The sequence below is a fragment of the Aminobacter sp. Piv2-1 genome, from assembly GCF_037625995.1.
In the GTDB taxonomy this organism is placed as follows: Bacteria; Pseudomonadota; Alphaproteobacteria; order Rhizobiales; family Rhizobiaceae; genus Aminobacter.
In genome coordinates, this window is the sequence record NZ_JARKMU010000006.1 from 52,833 (window position 1) to 68,625 (window position 15,793).

Genomic DNA, 15,793 nt, shown 5'->3' on the forward strand with positions numbered 1-15,793 from the left:
CCGGGTCTAAGAAAAACAGCCAGAACAGCTGACCTGCATTCGTCGGAGTACCCGCCGCTCTAGCGACGCGCCAGAAGCGCGACGAGGAAACCGATACCGGCGGCGATCGCCAGCGACGTCACCGGCTTTTCGCGCACGCTGGTCAGCACCTGGTCCTCGATATCCCTGGCGTTGGCGCGCAATGCTTCTATCGCCGCGTCGCCCTGGGTCTTCAGTTCGTCGGCGCCCTTCAGCGCAGCCCGCTTCGCCGTGCCGTAGCCGTGCTCGCCGGTCTTCGCCAGTTGCTTGGCCAGCGCCTCGATGTCGGCCCTCAGTTGCTTGATGTCAGCCTCGAGATCAGGCGTCGACTTCATTCCGTTTCCGGTTTTTCCAGCGGCTGTCGCCATGACCTCGTGCTCCTGTTCGTTGGCTGGTTGCGAAACGCCCGATGCAACGCTCGGTTCCCTGCCGACAGGAACCATCGCCGACCAAAACACGTTTTTCCAGCCTCATTCGGATGAAAAGCCGAGATGTCGAACCGTACCGTCAAGAAGGCGCCCATTCTCCGCCTGCCGCCAAAGTCGAACTTCGAGCTGCTGCTTGTGCGCGGCTCGCAGGTCTCGGCGATCTTCATCGGTTTCCTCGCGGCGATCTTTGCGCTGCACGCCGGAGAGTTCATCCTTGCTCCGATCGGGCTCGGCATCGTCATCGGGCTGATGCTCGGTCCGCTCGCCGTCCGCCTCGAGCGCAAGCGTGTCCCACCGGCACTCTCGGCGATCATCGTCGTGCTGGTCTTTGTCGTCTGCGTCGGCGCGTTCGCGCTTGCCGTGGCCTCGCCGCTTCGCTTCTGGCTGCAGCGCCTGCCTCACATCTGGGCGCAGATCTCGATTCAGTTGGCCGACCTCAAGGGATCGCTCGATTCGCTGCGCGAGATGCGCGACCAGTTGCGCAAGCTGGCTGGCGAAGATGGCGTCGCCGTCTCGGTCAACGACGGGATGAGCGTCGAAACGGTGGCGGCGCTCGCTCCGGCCTACATCGCCCAGGTGCTGCTGTTCCTTGCGAGCCTCTATTTCTTCGTCGCCACCCGCTATCAGACCAGGACGGCCATCCTGAGGCTCTGCTTCAACCGCCGCCTGCGCTGGCGCGTCGCCCACATCTTTCGCGACGTCGAACAGCTGGTGTCGCAATACCTGGTGTCGATCACCGTCATCAACATCCTCGAGGGTGTCGCAGTCGGCATCGGCCTGGCGCTGCTGGGGGTGCCCTCGGCGCCGCTGTGGGCAGCGCTTGCCATCGTCACCAATTTCGTCCCCTTCGTCGGCCCCCTGATCATGGTCGCGATGCTGTTTGCCGTCGGCATGGCCGAGTTCGACAGCCTCGGCGCCGGCCTCCTGCCGGTGGTGCTCTATCTCGCGCTCAACACCATCGAGGGACAGTTCGTCACGCCGCTGGTCATCGGCAGGACCATGACCCTCAACCCGTTCATCGTGCTGCTCGCGCTCGCCTTCTGGATCTGGCTGTGGGGTGCGCTCGGCGGCTTCATCGCCATTCCGGCGCTGCTGGTCGTCTACGCCGTGATCCGCAACGTCGTGCCCGGCGTGAACTGGGGCGTCGACGAACTCGACCGCAAATACGTACGCTGAGGCTCAGAGCAGCGGGCGCACGCCTTCGTCGAGGCCGCTCCAGCCGGCCAGCCGCATCAGGCCAGCAGCCGTCACCTCCCACAGCACCAGCCTGTGGTCGATCAGGGCGCTGCGCCGAAGGTTCCGGCACCGGGGTCGCGCACGCTTCGGCCGGGATGTCTTTTTTAAATGACAACATCGGCGACTGCCGCCATGGTTTGATTCGCTTCCACGGAGTATCCGCGACGTGCCTTCCCAGCTTTCTGGACTGCGTATCCTTGTGCTCGAGGACGAGGCCATCATCGCCATGGACGTCGAGCAGCTTTGCCGCGAAAGCGGCGCCGTGGACGTCTTCGTTGCCGGCAATCTGCGGGAAGCCGAAACCACTCCCCTTCGCTATGACGCGGCCATCATCGACGTCATGCTCGGCGGCGAATCCACGCTTGATTTCGCCCGCGCCCTGCAGGCCAATGCCGTGCCGTTCGTCTTTGCCTCTGGATACGACCGTCAGGACGACATCTTCGCCAACTTTCCCAGCGTGGCGCTGGTGACCAAGCCCTATTCCGGGGCCGAACTCGTCGACGCGGTCGCCGCCAGCATCGGCGGCGCGGCCGGGCGGTCAGCCGACGGTTGAACCCATCACCTGGGCCGCGATCGCGTCGGGGCCGTAATCCGCCTCGCCCGAAATATCGAGGATCTCCTGGAGCCGGTTGCGGGCGCGGCTGACGCGGCTCTTGATCGTGCCGACGGCGCAGCCGCAGATTTCGGCCGCCTCCTCGTAGGAGAAGCCCGAAGCGCCGATCAGGATGATCGCCTCGCGCTGGTCCTCCGGCAGCTGTTCCAACGCCTTGCGGAAGTCCTCGAGGTCGAGGCGCCCCGGCTGGCTCGGATGCACGGCCAGGCGCGCCGTCATGATGCCGTCGCTGTCCTGGACCTCGCGCCCGCGCTTGCGCATCTGCGAATAGAATTCGTTGCGCAGGATGGTGAAGAGCCAGGCCTTGAGATTGGTGCCCGGCTGGAAGCTCGCCTGTTTGTCCCATGCCTTGACCAGGGTCTCCTGCACCAGGTCGTCGGCCCGGTCGGCATTCTGCGAGAGCGACATGGCGAAGGCGCGCAGGCCGGGGATCGCGGCGAGCAGGTCGGCCTTGAAGCCGGATGTGGCTGCCATGCGGGATCAGTCCTTCTGCTGTGCGGGTTCGGCTTCTTCCAGCTGGCTCAGCAACTGGGCGAAGCGGTCCGGCACGTCGTCGGACACGAGCTCATCGTAATATTGCTTGAGTTTTCGGCCGATCTCGGAATTGGTTCCCAGAAGGTCTCCGTCGCCCCGACGGTTCGGCTGGGCGTTTCGTGCGCCACTTGTCTGCCTTGTCATTTACGTGCTTTGCCCTTTGTGCCGACAGGCTGTCACCCAGAATCAGGGCCACGTGACAGCCTTGTCCGGTCGCCCGAATTCTGCATCAAACTCCCGGGAACGGGATAGGTTCCATGCGAGGAACTTTCGCAACGGCAAAACGTTGAAAGCTTTCTTCGAAGGTCTGCAACGTCACATGAGGGAGACGTCCACAAATGACCCTTTCCACGCGAATTGCACCGCATCTGCCCTATCTGCGCCGCTTTTCGCGCGCCGTGTCGGGCTCCCAGGAGAGCGGTGATGCGCTGGTCGCGGCAATGCTCGAGGCAATCATCGCCGACATCGAGATATTCCCCACGGCCTCCAATGACCGCATAGCGCTCTACCAGATGTTTGCCCGCCTCTTCACGTCGGTCTCCATCCGCATACCCCAGGAGACGGCGTCGCCCGGCTGGGAGCAGCGTGCCGCGGCCAATCTCGCAGCGGTCGCCCCACGTCCGCGGCAGGCCTTCCTGCTGGTTGCCGTCGAAGGCTTTTCCGAAGTCGAGGCAGCCGAGATCCTCGGCGTCGAGGACGACGAATTCGACCGTCTGCTCCGGGAAGCCAGCACCGAGATCTCGCGCCAGGTAGCAACCGACATCCTGATCATCGAAGACGAGCCGCTGATCGCGATGGACATCGAGGAAATGGTCGAAAGCCTCGGCCACCGCGTCGTCGGCACCGCCCGCACCCGCACGGAGGCCACCGCGCTGTTCCACAGGACGCATCCCAAGATGATCCTCGCCGACATCCAGCTCGCCGATGGCAGTTCGGGCATCGACGCGGTCAACGAAATGCTGACCTCGCGGTCCTTGCCGGTGATCTTCATCACCGCCTTCCCCGAGCGCCTTCTCACCGGCGAACGGCCCGAGCCGGCCTTCCTCGTCACCAAGCCGTTCAACCCAGAAATGGTGAAGGCGCTGATCAGCCAGGCATTGTTCTTTGACAGACAAGCAAAAGCTGCCGCATAGGCTTTTTTTACCGCCCGCCCGGGGAACCAATCGCTGGGGCGGCACGTTTTTTAGGCATCATTTGAAGGAGATAGATCATGCTTTACTGGGCGCTTGTATTCCTTGTCGTGGCGATAATCGCCGGCGCGCTCGGTTTCGGCGGGATCGCCGGAACCTCGGCCGGCATCGCACAGATACTCTTCTTCATCTTCCTGGCGTTCTTGGTCATTTCCTTGATCGCGGGCCTTTTCAGGCGCGCAGGGTGACGCCGGAAACATGGAGAATTGACTCGAAACTGGAAGCCGCTCCCCTCAATCGGTTTCCAGCACCGCCGGGTAGCGCCCTCGCAATGAGGCGCCGCCCGGCGGGACCTTCTTCGGGTGGTGCGGTCGACCGGCCGGCGGCAGCTCCTTTCGGACCTTATCCGCCGGCCCTCTGCCATTCAGGCAGGCTTGAGCAATGCTGGCATTGATCGCATGGCCACCACCTCTCCTTCCCAGGCCGGTCAACCTCCAAGGGTGAACACGGCCCTTCTGCATGCGTCGCGCAATGCCGGCATCGCGGTGCTCTACCAGGATCGCCAGCTGCGTACGGTCTGGTCGCATAATCTCCAGCCGCCATGGTCCGAGGCCCTGCAGGAAGATGGCGAAGCCGGGAACCTGCTGCCGGCCCAGCAGGCCGACCGCCTCGACGCCGCCAAGAAGAACGTGCTCGCCACCGGCAATCCCGATGGGCTGGAGATCAGCCTTGCCGATTCGGACTCGGGCATGCGCTGGTTCGAGATCTGGGTCGACGCCGACAGGGGGCCGCGCGGCCGCATCAAGGGCGTCGTCATTACCGTCGTCGAGGTGACCGACCAGAAGCGCCGCGAACAGACGCTGAAGGCGCTGCTGCGCGAGGTGAGCCACAGGTCCAAGAACCTGCTCGCCATCATCCAGAGCATCGCCAGCCAGACCGGGCGTTACTCCGGTTCGATCGACGGCTTCCTGGTGCGCTTCCGCGGGCGGCTGCAGTCGATCTCGGCGTCCCAGGATCTGGTGACGTCGTCCAACTGGCGCGGGGCGAGGTTCCGTGAGCTCGCCATCGGCCAGATCGGGCGCTACAGCGACGATACCGCCCGCGCCATCAGCTTCTCCGGAAGTGACCCTTACCTCAACCCCAACGCCGCCCTGCATGTCGGCCTCGCCATCCACGAACTGGCGGTGAACTCCGTCTCCTACGGCGCCCTCTCGCGGTCGAACGGGATCGTTGAGATCACCGCCGACATCGACGGCTCGGAACACGAGGACGGCCCGATCATGATGCTGCAATGGACCGAGGCGATCGACACGACGGGCGATCTCCAGACGCGTCAGAAGCGGTTCGGCAGCATCGCCCTGGAACGCGTCGTGCCGACGGCGCTCGGCGGCAGCGCCGAGCTCGAAATCGGCCCGGACCAGCTTCGCTATCGGCTGGCGATGCCGTCGGCGAACTACGAGCTCGATTGAGCCGCCGCCGGCGGGCGAGCCAACCCACTTCAACCGATTGAGGTACTGCCGGCCGTGGAACTTCCGGGCCGATGGGCCGTTACTTGGCCCAGGTGGTTGGCCATGGAACACATTGCTGCACTGCTGTTGCTGGTGTCCTGTTCGCAAGACCTTTCGGGCTGCCGCGAAGTCGAGCCGCCCGTCGCCCTGTTCGAAGCCTACGAGGACTGCCAGGCGACGCTGCCCGAGACGCTGCGCAGCCTCGCTCCGCAAAACCCGCGCCTGTTCGGCAAGTGCCTCGAGGTCGACCCGGCGCTGGAGGACGACTACGACCAGCTCGTCTGGAACGTCCGGGCCGACGGCACGCTCGAGGCCGAGCTCAAGGTCTCACACATCGTCGCGGTCGTCGGCAAGCCGGGCCAGCTTCCCGAGCGGTGAAAGGGTGCGCTGCGTTGCAAGCCTCCCCCGGCAGGGCTACGCGCCGAAACCACGTGCAGTATTCCGAAAATCGATTTCGGATTTTTCGCCGATGCGATAAGTATCGGCGGGGACGTTGTTAAAGTGAGAGGACCTTACACATGAAGTCTGCAATTCTGGCGCTCGTCGCCGTGGTCACACTGGCGGCCTGCACCACCACCGAACGCGACGTCGCGACCGGTGCCGGCGTCGGCGCCGTGGCCGGTGCCGTCATCGGCGGCGGCAGGGGTGCGCTGATCGGCGGCGCCGTCGGCGCGGCCTCTGGCCTGCTCGTGCGCAACCTGCGCAACGGCTACTGCGAATACCGCGACAGCCGCGGCCGGCTCTACACCGCCCGCTGCAACTAGTCTAAGCGCAAACGACCGCCCGGGGGCCGGCGATGCCGGCCTCCGGGGCTTCTGTATGCCTCGGGCTATCGACTCCGGTTCTCGCGCAGGCTTCGGTCAGGCGGGATAAGGGATGTCGATTTCGACCCTGAGCCCCTCGCCGTCATAGTGCCGATCGATTCGCCCCCCCAGTTCACGTCTGATGTTCATGTCGATCAGCTTCGTGCCGAAGCCGGTCCGCTGCGGCGCTTCCACGCCGTTGCCGTTCTTTTCCCGCCAGTTGAGCACCAGGCGCCTGTCCGCGCCCTGGCCCTGCACCCGCCAGTCGACCTTCAGGTCGCCACCGGAAATGTCAGCCTCGCCATATTTCAGCGCATTGGTGGCCAGTTCGTGGAAGGTCAGGCCGAGCGCCTGCGTCGTGGTCTCGTCCAGTTCCACCGCCGGCCCGGCCACGGCGTCATCCGGCAGATCCTTGCCGAACACCTGGCCGAGCTCGATCCTGAGCAGTTCGCCGAGGTCGGCCCGCTGCCAGCGCGACCTGGTCAGCATGTCCTGGGAGGCGGCCATGGCCTGCAGCCTGGCCGAGAAGGACGCGGAAAACTCGTCGATGTCGCGGCTGTTGGCAGCCGTCTGGCGTGACATGGCCAGCACGCGGGCGATCGAGTTCTTGATCCGGTGCTTCATCTCCTGAAGCATCAGGTCCTTCTCGAGCAGGCTCTTCTCTGTCGTTTCATGCAGCTTGGCAGCCGTCTCATAGGCGCGCTGCTGGTAGCGGGCGACCAGCGCGATGGCTGCCGCCAGCACCAGGCCGAAGATGCCCAGCATGATCGGTGCCGCCCGCGGCGACGGCGGCTCGAAGGCCGTGGTGGGCCTGAACAGGATCGTCCATGCGCGGCCGGCGACCTTGGTCTCGCGGCGCACCACGAAGTCGTCGCCCCACGAGGCATCGGGCGGCGTCGCGGTCTGGAAAAGCAGCGCGTCGTCGGCCGGCGCACCGTCGAACACCTCCGCCGTCACCGGCAGCAGCGGCCCCTTGCCGAGCGCGGCCTGGAACAGCTCCGCGGTACGGAAGGCGACATAGACGAGGCCCGTCGGCGGCGCGGCCCCTCCGTCCGCTCCATCGAGCCGCGCGAAGACCAGGATGCCGGATTGAGGGCTGGCCTTGCCGGTGATCGCACCGAGCAGGACCGGGCCCGTGGCGCGCGGCTCGCCGCCCCCTGCCATCGCCGCTTCGATCGCTGCGCGGCGCGCGTCGTCGGTGAACATGTCGTAGCCCATGGCGTCGAGGCCGACCCTGTCCATCGGTTCGAACAGCACGATCGGGGCGAGCCAGGCGCGATCGGACGGCGGAAACGGCGTGCGGTCGATGCCGTAGCCCTGCTTCAGCTCGTGTACGACCTGGGCTTCTTCGCCGCGCCGCACCAGCCGCAAAAGGCCGATGCCGCTCAGGCCCGAGAAGTTGCGGGTGACGTCGAGCGCGCCGAAGAAGGTGCGGAACTGGTCGCGCGAGATCGCGCCGCGCTGCGACAGGAACATCGCCTGGGTCGCCCGCAGCAGCGACAGGTCGAATTCCACCCTGCCCTCGATGCGGTTGAGCGCGTCGTCGGCGACCGCCTGGAACTTGATACGCGCCGCCTCGACCGTGGCGAAATAGACGAGCCCCGCCATCGCCAGGCCAACCAGCGTGACGGCCGCGAAAATGAGGCTCGGAAAATATCTCTTCAACTCGAGCTGGCCTGCGGTCTCCCCTCGACCCCATTAAAGCACGTTCTTCGGGAGAGGGAATGCCCAGGCCTTGCGATGCGGCAGGCCAGAGGCCTGGCGGCAGCGCCGCCGGCCCCCGCGCGCGACCTAAGCCGCGGCGGCCTGCATCGCTCCCGGTCCCGGGATCGCGCCAGGCGGGCACTTGCCGAGGATGATCATGCCGAGCACCTCGTCCTTGGTCACGTCCTGGGTGCGGGCGGTGCCCACCACCTGGCCGTTCTTCATCACGCAGACCCGGTCGGCGAGGTCGAACACGTCGTGGATGTCGTGGCTGATCAGGAAGATACCGATGCCGTCGGCCTTGAGCTGCTTGACCAGTTCGCCGACCTGCGCGGTCTCCTGCGGCCCGAGTGCCGCCGTCGGCTCGTCCATGATCAGGATGCGGGCGTTGAACAGGATGGCGCGGGCGATCGCCACCGACTGCCGCTGGCCGCCGGAGAGTTTCATCACCGGCTCCTTGAAGCGCTGGAAGCGCGGGTTGAGCCGGCCCATCACTTTGCGCGCCTCGGCCTCCATGGCAACATCGTCGAGCGTGCCGTAGGCGGTCATGATCTCGCGCCCGAGGAAGAGGTTGGCCGCGGCATCTACATTGTCGGCCAGCGCCAGCGTCTGGTAGATCGTCTCGATGCCGTATTTCTTGGCGTCGCGCGGGTTGGCGATATGCGCCTCCTCGCCATTGACGAAGATCGTGCCGCCGTCGCGCTTGTAGGCGCCCGACAGGATCTTGATCAGCGTCGACTTGCCGGCGCCGTTGTGGCCGAGAAGGGCTACGACTTCACCGGGGAAGAGGTCGACCGAGGCGTCGTCGACGGCACGGATGCCGCCGAAGGCGATGGAGATGTTCCTGAGGTCGACGAGCGGAATGCGGGTCTGTTCCATGATCCTGGCTCCCGGCTAGATGCGCTTGCGGTAGATGGTGTCGAGCCAGACGGCGACGACGAGCACCAGGCCCACGACGATGTTCTGCAGCGGCGTGTCGATGCCGAGCAGCACCATGCCCGACTGCAGCGACTGCATCAAAAGCGCGCCCAGCATGGCCCCGGCGATGGTGCCCGAGCCGCCGGCGAGCGAGGTGCCGCCGATGACGGCCGCGGCGATCGTCAGCAGTTCGTCGAGCGTGCCCTGCGCATTGGTCGCCGCGTTGAGGCGGGCGGTGGAGATGGCCGAGGCGACCGCCGCGAGCAGCCCCATCAGCATGAAGATCTTGAGCACCACCCAGCGCGTGTTGATGCCGGCGAGCTCCGCCGCCTCGGGGTTGCCGCCGATGGCGAAGACGTAGCGGCCGAAACGCGTGCGGGTGGTGATGAAGGTCATCACCACGCCGACGGCGATCGCGATCAGCACCGGAATGGCGATGCCATGGGCGATGAACAGGCCGCCCTCCGGAATGGCGATGCCGTTCGCCTCGGCATAGCGGCGCACGATGTTGACCGGCCAGGGATAGGAATTGACGACCCAGACGGCGGCAAGGATGGCCGCGCAGGTCACCGTGCCGAGGAAGAACTCGGCCCAGACCGGCCTGAGCGGGAACTTGAAGCGCTTGCGCTGGCGCCTGCCGTTGAGCAGCATCACCACCACCGCCGCACAGGCGACCAGGCCGATCACCCAGCTCCAGGTCGAGCCGATCGCCCCGTCGGGGCCGCCGCCCATCAGGCGGAAGGTGGCGTCCATCGGCGCCACGGTGCGGCCGCTGGTCATCCACCATGCCGCGCCGCGCCACACCAGCAGGCCACCAAGGGTGACGATGAAGGCCGGGATGCTGAGATAGGCGATGAGAAAGCCGTGCAGCGCGCCGATCGCAGCGCCGACGACGAGGCCGGTGGCCAGTGCGATCACCCAGATCCACGGGTCGCCGAGCGGCAGGCCGAGCACCCGTGGCAGGAATTCGGCCTGGGTCACGCCCATCACCATGCCGACGAAGCCGAGGATCGAGCCGACCGACAGGTCGATGTTGCGGGTGACGATCACCAGCACCATGCCGGTCGCCATCACCGCGACCGACGACGACTGGACCGACAGGTTCCACAGGTTGCGCGGTGTCAGGAACAGGCCTCCCGACAGCAGGTGCAGGCCGATCCAGATGATCAGCAGCGCGCCCACCATGCCGAGCATGCGCGTGTCGAGTTCGGTTGCCTTGAGGAAGCGGCCTACCGCTGACAGATCGGAGGCCCGCGCGCGGTCGACCGGCGCGCCTGAGGTCGTATCGGTCATCATATCCTCCCGTCCGGCCCATCGTGTGATCGGCCGGAGCACTCAATCTAGGTCAAAGGACAGTTGGATGGAACTGGAGCAGGCACTGCGGCATCTGCTTGGCCGGCGCGCATGGCGCGGCTTGCGGATGCGCCGCGGCCCTCGGGGCCACGGCGCTCGGTTTTCGGGCCGGAGCCCGTCGTCAGTTGCAGGCCGCCACGGAACCGGCGGCGACGCCCTGGCAGACCACGTCCTTGGCAACCCAGCCGGCGTCGATGACGACGTTCAGGTTATCCTTGGTGATCGGAACCGGCTTCAGGAACACCGAGTTGGTCTCGTTGCCGCCGGGCGTGGTGAACTTCTGGACGTTGGGGATCTCTTCCATCTTCTTGCCGTCGGCGAGCTGCGAGGCGATCTCGGCGGCGTTCTTGCCGAGCTCGCGCGCGTCCTTCCACACCGACACCGTCTGGGTGCCGAGTGCGACGCGGTTGAGGGCGGCATGGTCGCCGTCCTGGCCCGAAACCGGCACCGAGCCGGCCAGGCCCTGGGCCTGCAGCGCCGCGATCGCGCCACCGGCGGTGCCGTCGTTCGAAGCCACCACCGCATCGACCTTGTTGTCGTTGGTGGTCAGGAACTGCTCCATGTTCTTCTGCGCGTTCGCCGGCAGCCAGCCGTCGGTATAGGCTTCGCCGACGCTCTTGATCTTGCCGGCGTCCACCGCCGCCTTCAGCACTTCCATCTGGCCGGAGAACAGGAAGTCGGCGTTCGGGTCGGCCGACGAACCCTTGATGAAGACATAGTTGCCTTCGGGCTTGACCTTGAACACCTCGGCGGCCTGCATGCGGCCCACTTCCTTGTTGTCGAAGGTCAGGTAGAAGACGTCCTTGTTCTCGATCAGGCGGTCATAGCCGACCACCGGGATGCCTTCGGCGAGCGCCTTCTCGACGGCGGGGCCGATGGCCGAGGCGTCCTGCGACAGGATGATGAGCGCGTTGGCGCCCTGGCTGATCAGGCTCTCGACGTCGGTCAGCTGCTTGGCCGCGGAGGACTGCGCGTCGGCCGAGATGTACTTGTCGCCGGCCGCCTCGATCGCCGCCTTCATCGCCGCCTCGTCGGTCTTCCAGCGCTCCTCCTGGAAGTTGGACCAGGACACGCCGATCACCTTGCCCTTGGCTTCGGCGACGGCCGACAGCGACAGAGTCATGGCGACACCCGCCAGTATGGCGGTCGTAAACTTCTTCATGATTTCCTCCCTGCGCCCTCGGGCGCGCTGCTTTTGCCATAGCCCTTGGAGAAGCTCTTTTTTTCGAGCCTCGAAAAAATACTGTATCAACGGTCGACCGGTGTCAACCGCCTTTCAACTGGCCTCCCTATTTTTTTCGGATCGCGAAATAAATAAAGACATTTGGTTTGGCTTCTGTCACAATCAATAATGCGTGAGAGTCAGCCTGCCCTCCGGTCACCATGGCGACTCTTCGCCGGGAGGAAGCGAGCTCATGTCGGTCGGAATTCGTCACGACGATCTCAGGAAGCGCAACCGCGCCATGGTCATTTCCGCGGTACGCCGCGCCGGCCAGCCGTCGCGTACCGAGATCGCGGCGACGACCGGCCTCAGCCATTCCACCATCTCCACCATTTCCTCCGATCTCATCGCCGAGGGCATCCTCGCGGAATCGAAGGGTAGCGAGCCGGCGCTCCTGAAGCGCGGCAGGCCCCAGGTCGGCCTGGCGCTCGACCCCGGCGCCGCGACCATCGTGGCGGTGGTGCTCTCGCTCAACAGCCTTTCGGCCGCCGTCATCGACTATGCCGGAAACACCATCGTCGCCGAGACCCGCCGGCTCGTCACCCAGCGCATGCAGGCCGAAGCCCTGGTCGAGGAGTGCATCGGCATGGTGCGCAGGCTGACCGAGCGTTGCGGCGAGGCCGCGGGCACGGTGCTGCGCATCGCCGTGGCCGTCCAAGGCGTCACCGATTCGGGCTCTCGCAAGCTCCTGTGGTCGCCCATCACCCCGCACGACGACATCCCCTTCGCCGACCGCCTGGAGCGGGAATTCGGCGTGCCGGTGACGGTCGAGAACGACTGCAACATGATCGCCGAGGCGCTGCGCTGGCGCGACCCCTCGCGCTATCGCGACGACTTCATCGCCATCCTGCTCTCGCACGGCATCGGCATGGGGCTGGTGGTCAAGGGCGAGCTCTTCACCGGCACCCAGTCCTCGGGCGCGGAATTCGGCCACATGATCCATCGCCCGGACGGCGCGCTGTGCCGCTGCGGACGGCGCGGCTGCATCGAGGCCTATGCCGGCAACTACGCGATCTGGCGCAACGCCAGGCTCGGCGACGAGAACGCCGAGCCGCTCGCCGACCTCTCGGACGAGGACATCATCGCCCTGGCGGATGCCGCGCGCGACCATGACGGGCCGGAGCGGGAAGCCTTCCGCAAGGCGGGCGAGGCGATCGGCTTCGGCCTCGGCTCCATGTTCGCGCTCTTCGACCCCGCCCCGCTCGCCTTCGTCGGCGTCGGCGCCACCGCCTTCGACGTCATGGAGCCATATGTGCGGGCCGCGATCGCCAAGACGGCGGGCGGCACCCACTCCAGGGCGATCTCCTTCGACACCATGCCCAACGAGGTGCCGCTTATCCGCGAAGGCTGCATGATGCGCGCCCTGCTCTATGTCGACGACGAGATCTTCGCACCCGGCACGGCCCTTCGCCGTGCCCAGGCGGGCGTCGCCTGACCGGACTGGCGCGGTCAGGCGCCGGGCTGCCATCACCTCGAACTGTTCCTTTTCTTGCCCCAGGTCGAAACGAAGGCCGCGGCGCGCAGCAAGAGCACCGACAATATCGCCGCCACGAAGGGCCACTGCAGCGGGTTCGGCTCGGGCGTCGGGCGATGGAAGCTCAGGAAGTGCATGAACAGGAAGTAGGCCGTGTGCGCCAGGGCAAGCCCCCACAGCACCGTTGCGCCGTTCTGCAAGAACTTCCAGACCGAGGTGCCGAGCAGACGGATCGACCGGTCGTTCGAGGTGAACATGAGCATGAGTGCGTAGGCCAGGGCGGCAATCCCGATCAGGTTGGCAAGCCCGAAGCCCTGCTGGAACATCACGTACTCGCCCGTTTGCGGGATGATTTCGTAGCCGAAAAGCCGCGCGAAATCCCACTCGACCCAGCCGCCGAGGATGATGACCGTATGCACGGCCGCAAGAAGCGTCGCGTAGATGCCGGTTTCGCGCCTATAGGCCACCGCCCACAGCAACACCGGCCACAGGCGCGCCCCTGGCCCGATCGACATGGTGATCACCAGGAGCGCGAGCGACGCGTCCGCGAACGCGCGGTTCCACCGGTGCATCGGGCTCCACTGCCCGTGAACGACGGCAAACCCATAGATCAGCGCCGCCGAAAGGCCGATGACGACGAGATGGCGAAGCAGCATCCGGCGCCAGGCAAGAGGGACGAGGCCGGAGCGGGCCGGAGCGGCGGGGATGTCGGTCACTTGGGATACTCCAGTTGCGTTGGGTCAGCGGCATCCGCGCGACGAGCGCGCAGCTCGTGCCATGAAGCGATGGCGAGGAGCGCTATGCCGAGCGCGGAAATCAATGGGCGGATCGGGTCGAACCACATCAGCAGGAATTCGCCCCCGAACAGAAGCATGAGGATCTTGTTGCAGGTCGGGCAGGCGATGCCGATGAAGCCCGTCACGCCGCCTATCCCCGCGCGGCGCACCGAGCAGACGGGGCGCCGAACGGCGATGTAGAGCCCCGACAACGCCGACATGACCACCAGGGCCGGCAATTCCCAGCCCGCGACGGCGGTCATCCGGACAAAGAACGGATTGTCCCAGAGTGCCGAAACGGTTCCGAGCGCAGCGAAGGTCAACGCGGCCGCGGCCGCGCCCTTCAGGATGGCGCGTCCATGCCAACCGATGGCGGTTCCGCGCCCCAGGGCAATGATGCGGGCATTCATGTCGGATCTGCTCCATGTCTGCCGGGCGGCATTTCGCAGCCGCCCGGCGAGGACCTCAGGTGTGACCGTCGTATCAGCCGGCCTGCGGAGCGGGCCCGCTGCCGCCGGCAACCTCGTGGGTGTGGGGTTGGGTCGGGTCGCCCAGCACGAGTATGGGAGACTGGCTGGGCACCCGGTCGTACAGGTCGATGATGTCCTGGTTCATCAGCCGGACGCAGCCGCTCGAAACCGCCTTGCCGATGGTCCAGTACTCCGGCGTGCCGTGGACGCGGTAGAGCGTATCGACCTTGCCCTGGAAGACGTAGAGGGCTCGCGCTCCCAGCGGATTCGTCAGGCCGGGCGGCATGCCGCCCCGGTCGGCGCTCCACTGGGCAAGATTCGGCTGACGCGCGATCATCTCGTCCGGCGGCGTCCACTTCGGCCATTCCTGCTTCCAGCCGATACGGCCCCTGCCCGCCCAGGTGAATCCGGCCCGGCCAAGTCCGACGCCGTAGCGCATGGCCTTGCCGCCCGGCTGGACGAGGTGAAGGTAGAAATTCTCCGTGTCGACGACGAGCGTTCCGACCGGTTCTTCGGTGACGTAGTCGACCTGCCGCCGATAGAAGCGGCTCGGCACCTTTTTCAGGTCGACCGCGGGAATGGGGAACCGTTCGTTCGGGAGCGGGCCGTACATCGCAAGGGCATTGGCGTCGGCGACCGGCGCCGGTTCGACCGGTGCCTTTGCCACCGGCGCGGCCGATTCCTGGGTGCTGACGCAGCCGGACACCACGAGGGTCCCCAAGCTCGCCGCACCGGTGAGAAAGCGTCGGCGGCTCAATGCCGGGCCGTCGCCCGCGATGGGCTCCGCGGCGCTGGTTTCTATTGTGTCTGTGTTCATTAGGCAGTCTCCTGGACTCATTTCTTTCATTCAGGGCGACACGGGGTCAGGGAGGTCGGCCCCGGTCGTGATCATGCGAATGCAACCATCGTCACCGATCAGCCGATCGGTGACGGCGCATGCGCGCTTGGGACGATCCGGCATTTCGCGGCGCGGTTGCCACGAGAAGGCATGTGGGCGACGGGCGGGTTCGGGAGGTCATCCTCTTTCCCCTTCGCAGCTGATTTCGAGCGGCTTCGTCGGCGTGGACCGAGGAGCGATCGGCTGAAAATCAGGCAGCGATGGGAGGCCGCAACAGCGATGCGGTCGAGCCGACGCGCAGCAAGAGATCTGGAAGCAGCATCAGGGCCGCGGCGCGGAACGGCGCGGCAGGCTCGACATGGGTCAGCCAGGCAGGGCATTCGCCCAGGCAGTGCAGGCTGGCGAGGCTTTCGGCGGACAATTCGACGGTGCAGCGGTCCGGGGACGGCAAACACTCGTCGGCGACGGCAGTGATTTCCGCCTGCGCGGCCACCCTCGGCAACTCGGCAGCAAAATTCGTGCCTTCGGCCGCTGCCCGTTCGAGGGACAGTCCGTTTAGAATGGTGACCAACACCAGGAAGATGGCCGACAGCAAGTTACGCACGGTGCCCCAGCTACCATGAAAAGTGGCAATTTTGAGTATTTCCCCAATCAAAAAATTGTCATCTCAAGAACATCCGCGACTGTCACTGTCACGGAATCGCCGCTTGAGATATGGATTTGGGAGCGATTGTTGCGACAATAAAGCATCCAGAAACCGGAAGCTTC

The 15,793-nt window shown here is 65.8% G+C and carries 19 protein-coding genes; 8 read left to right on the forward strand and 11 right to left on the reverse strand.

What is annotated here, in order from left to right; all coding sequences use genetic code 11:
* Positions 1–59 precede the first annotated feature (59 nt).
* Positions 60–386: a DUF883 family protein gene (locus AmiPiv_RS12485; protein WP_340037793.1), complete on the reverse strand. Its 327-nt coding sequence runs from the start codon at positions 384–386 to the stop codon at positions 60–62.
* Positions 387–509: 123 nt separating this feature from the next.
* Between AmiPiv_RS12485 and AmiPiv_RS12490 the strand changes: the two genes are divergently transcribed.
* The gene (locus AmiPiv_RS12490; RefSeq protein WP_340037794.1) at positions 510–1,622 is read left to right on the forward strand and encodes an AI-2E family transporter; all 1,113 of its coding nucleotides are present in this window, start codon (positions 510–512) and stop codon (positions 1,620–1,622) included.
* Between the two features lie 226 nt (positions 1,623–1,848).
* Positions 1,849–2,235 (forward strand): response regulator, encoded by a 387-nt coding sequence (locus AmiPiv_RS12495; RefSeq protein ID WP_340037795.1) that lies wholly within the window; start codon positions 1,849–1,851, stop codon positions 2,233–2,235.
* Here the strand turns inward: AmiPiv_RS12495 and AmiPiv_RS12500 are convergent.
* Both AmiPiv_RS12500 and AmiPiv_RS12505 read right to left on the reverse strand, forming a co-directional pair.
* Positions 2,221–2,769 (reverse strand): RNA polymerase sigma factor, encoded by a 549-nt coding sequence (locus AmiPiv_RS12500; RefSeq protein ID WP_340037796.1) that lies wholly within the window; start codon positions 2,767–2,769, stop codon positions 2,221–2,223. The two genes, AmiPiv_RS12495 and AmiPiv_RS12500, sit on opposite strands and share 15 nt — an antisense overlap.
* Before the next feature lie 6 nt (positions 2,770–2,775).
* A complete protein-coding gene (locus tag AmiPiv_RS12505; protein ID WP_340037797.1) occupies positions 2,776–2,973 on the reverse strand; it encodes a NepR family anti-sigma factor in 198 nt (65 codons plus the stop codon).
* A gap of 194 nt (positions 2,974–3,167) precedes the next feature.
* Between AmiPiv_RS12505 and AmiPiv_RS12510 the strand changes: the two genes are divergently transcribed.
* From AmiPiv_RS12510 to AmiPiv_RS12530, 5 genes are all read left to right on the forward strand, one after another.
* A complete protein-coding gene (locus AmiPiv_RS12510; protein WP_340037798.1) occupies positions 3,168–3,962 on the forward strand; it encodes a response regulator in 795 nt (264 codons plus the stop codon).
* A 77-nt stretch (positions 3,963–4,039) separates the two neighbouring features.
* The gene (locus tag AmiPiv_RS12515; protein WP_269931296.1) at positions 4,040–4,207 is read left to right on the forward strand and encodes a DUF1328 domain-containing protein; all 168 of its coding nucleotides are present in this window, start codon (positions 4,040–4,042) and stop codon (positions 4,205–4,207) included.
* 252 nt (positions 4,208–4,459) lie between these two features.
* Positions 4,460–5,428 carry a sensor histidine kinase gene (locus tag AmiPiv_RS12520; RefSeq protein ID WP_340037799.1) on the forward strand — a complete coding sequence of 323 codons (969 nt, stop codon included), beginning with the start codon at positions 4,460–4,462 and terminating at the stop codon, positions 5,426–5,428.
* 102 nt (positions 5,429–5,530) lie between these two features.
* Positions 5,531–5,845: a hypothetical protein gene (locus tag AmiPiv_RS12525; RefSeq protein WP_340037800.1), complete on the forward strand. Its 315-nt coding sequence runs from the start codon at positions 5,531–5,533 to the stop codon at positions 5,843–5,845.
* Between the two features lie 140 nt (positions 5,846–5,985).
* Complete coding sequence (locus tag AmiPiv_RS12530; RefSeq protein WP_340037801.1) at positions 5,986–6,231, forward strand: YMGG-like glycine zipper-containing protein; 246 nt, start codon at positions 5,986–5,988, stop codon at positions 6,229–6,231.
* A 96-nt stretch (positions 6,232–6,327) separates the two neighbouring features.
* Here the strand turns inward: AmiPiv_RS12530 and AmiPiv_RS12535 are convergent, their stop codons facing one another.
* The 4 genes from AmiPiv_RS12535 to xylF all read right to left on the reverse strand — a co-directional run bounded on the left by AmiPiv_RS12535 (position 6,328) and on the right by xylF (position 11,407).
* On the reverse strand, positions 6,328–7,935 hold the full coding sequence (locus tag AmiPiv_RS12535; RefSeq protein ID WP_340037802.1) for a CHASE domain-containing protein: 1,608 nt from the start codon (positions 7,933–7,935) through the stop codon (positions 6,328–6,330).
* 126 nt (positions 7,936–8,061) lie between these two features.
* Complete coding sequence (locus tag AmiPiv_RS12540; RefSeq protein ID WP_340037803.1) at positions 8,062–8,853, reverse strand: ATP-binding cassette domain-containing protein; 792 nt, start codon at positions 8,851–8,853, stop codon at positions 8,062–8,064.
* Between the two features lie 15 nt (positions 8,854–8,868).
* A complete protein-coding gene (locus AmiPiv_RS12545; protein WP_340037804.1) occupies positions 8,869–10,185 on the reverse strand; it encodes a sugar ABC transporter permease in 1,317 nt (438 codons plus the stop codon).
* 181 nt (positions 10,186–10,366) lie between these two features.
* Positions 10,367–11,407, reverse strand: coding sequence for a D-xylose ABC transporter substrate-binding protein (gene xylF / locus AmiPiv_RS12550; protein WP_340037805.1), 1,041 nt, complete (start codon positions 11,405–11,407; stop codon positions 10,367–10,369).
* A 253-nt stretch (positions 11,408–11,660) separates the two neighbouring features.
* Between xylF and AmiPiv_RS12555 the strand changes: the two genes are divergently transcribed.
* Positions 11,661–12,902, forward strand: coding sequence for an ROK family protein (locus AmiPiv_RS12555; protein WP_340037806.1), 1,242 nt, complete (start codon positions 11,661–11,663; stop codon positions 12,900–12,902).
* A gap of 32 nt (positions 12,903–12,934) precedes the next feature.
* Here the strand turns inward: AmiPiv_RS12555 and AmiPiv_RS12560 are convergent, their stop codons facing one another.
* The 4 genes from AmiPiv_RS12560 to AmiPiv_RS12575 all read right to left on the reverse strand — a co-directional run bounded on the left by AmiPiv_RS12560 (position 12,935) and on the right by AmiPiv_RS12575 (position 15,680).
* Positions 12,935–13,657, reverse strand: coding sequence for a hypothetical protein (locus AmiPiv_RS12560; RefSeq protein ID WP_340037807.1), 723 nt, complete (start codon positions 13,655–13,657; stop codon positions 12,935–12,937).
* Positions 13,654–14,127 (reverse strand): hypothetical protein, encoded by a 474-nt coding sequence (locus tag AmiPiv_RS12565; protein WP_340037808.1) that lies wholly within the window; start codon positions 14,125–14,127, stop codon positions 13,654–13,656. The genes AmiPiv_RS12560 and AmiPiv_RS12565 overlap by 4 nt, the downstream gene beginning before the upstream one ends.
* A 73-nt stretch (positions 14,128–14,200) precedes the next feature.
* A complete protein-coding gene (locus tag AmiPiv_RS12570) occupies positions 14,201–15,004 on the reverse strand; it encodes a L,D-transpeptidase (RefSeq protein WP_340037809.1) in 804 nt (267 codons plus the stop codon).
* A 271-nt stretch (positions 15,005–15,275) separates the two neighbouring features.
* Complete coding sequence (locus AmiPiv_RS12575) at positions 15,276–15,680, reverse strand: hypothetical protein (RefSeq protein ID WP_340037810.1); 405 nt, start codon at positions 15,678–15,680, stop codon at positions 15,276–15,278.
* Positions 15,681–15,793 lie beyond the last annotated feature (113 nt).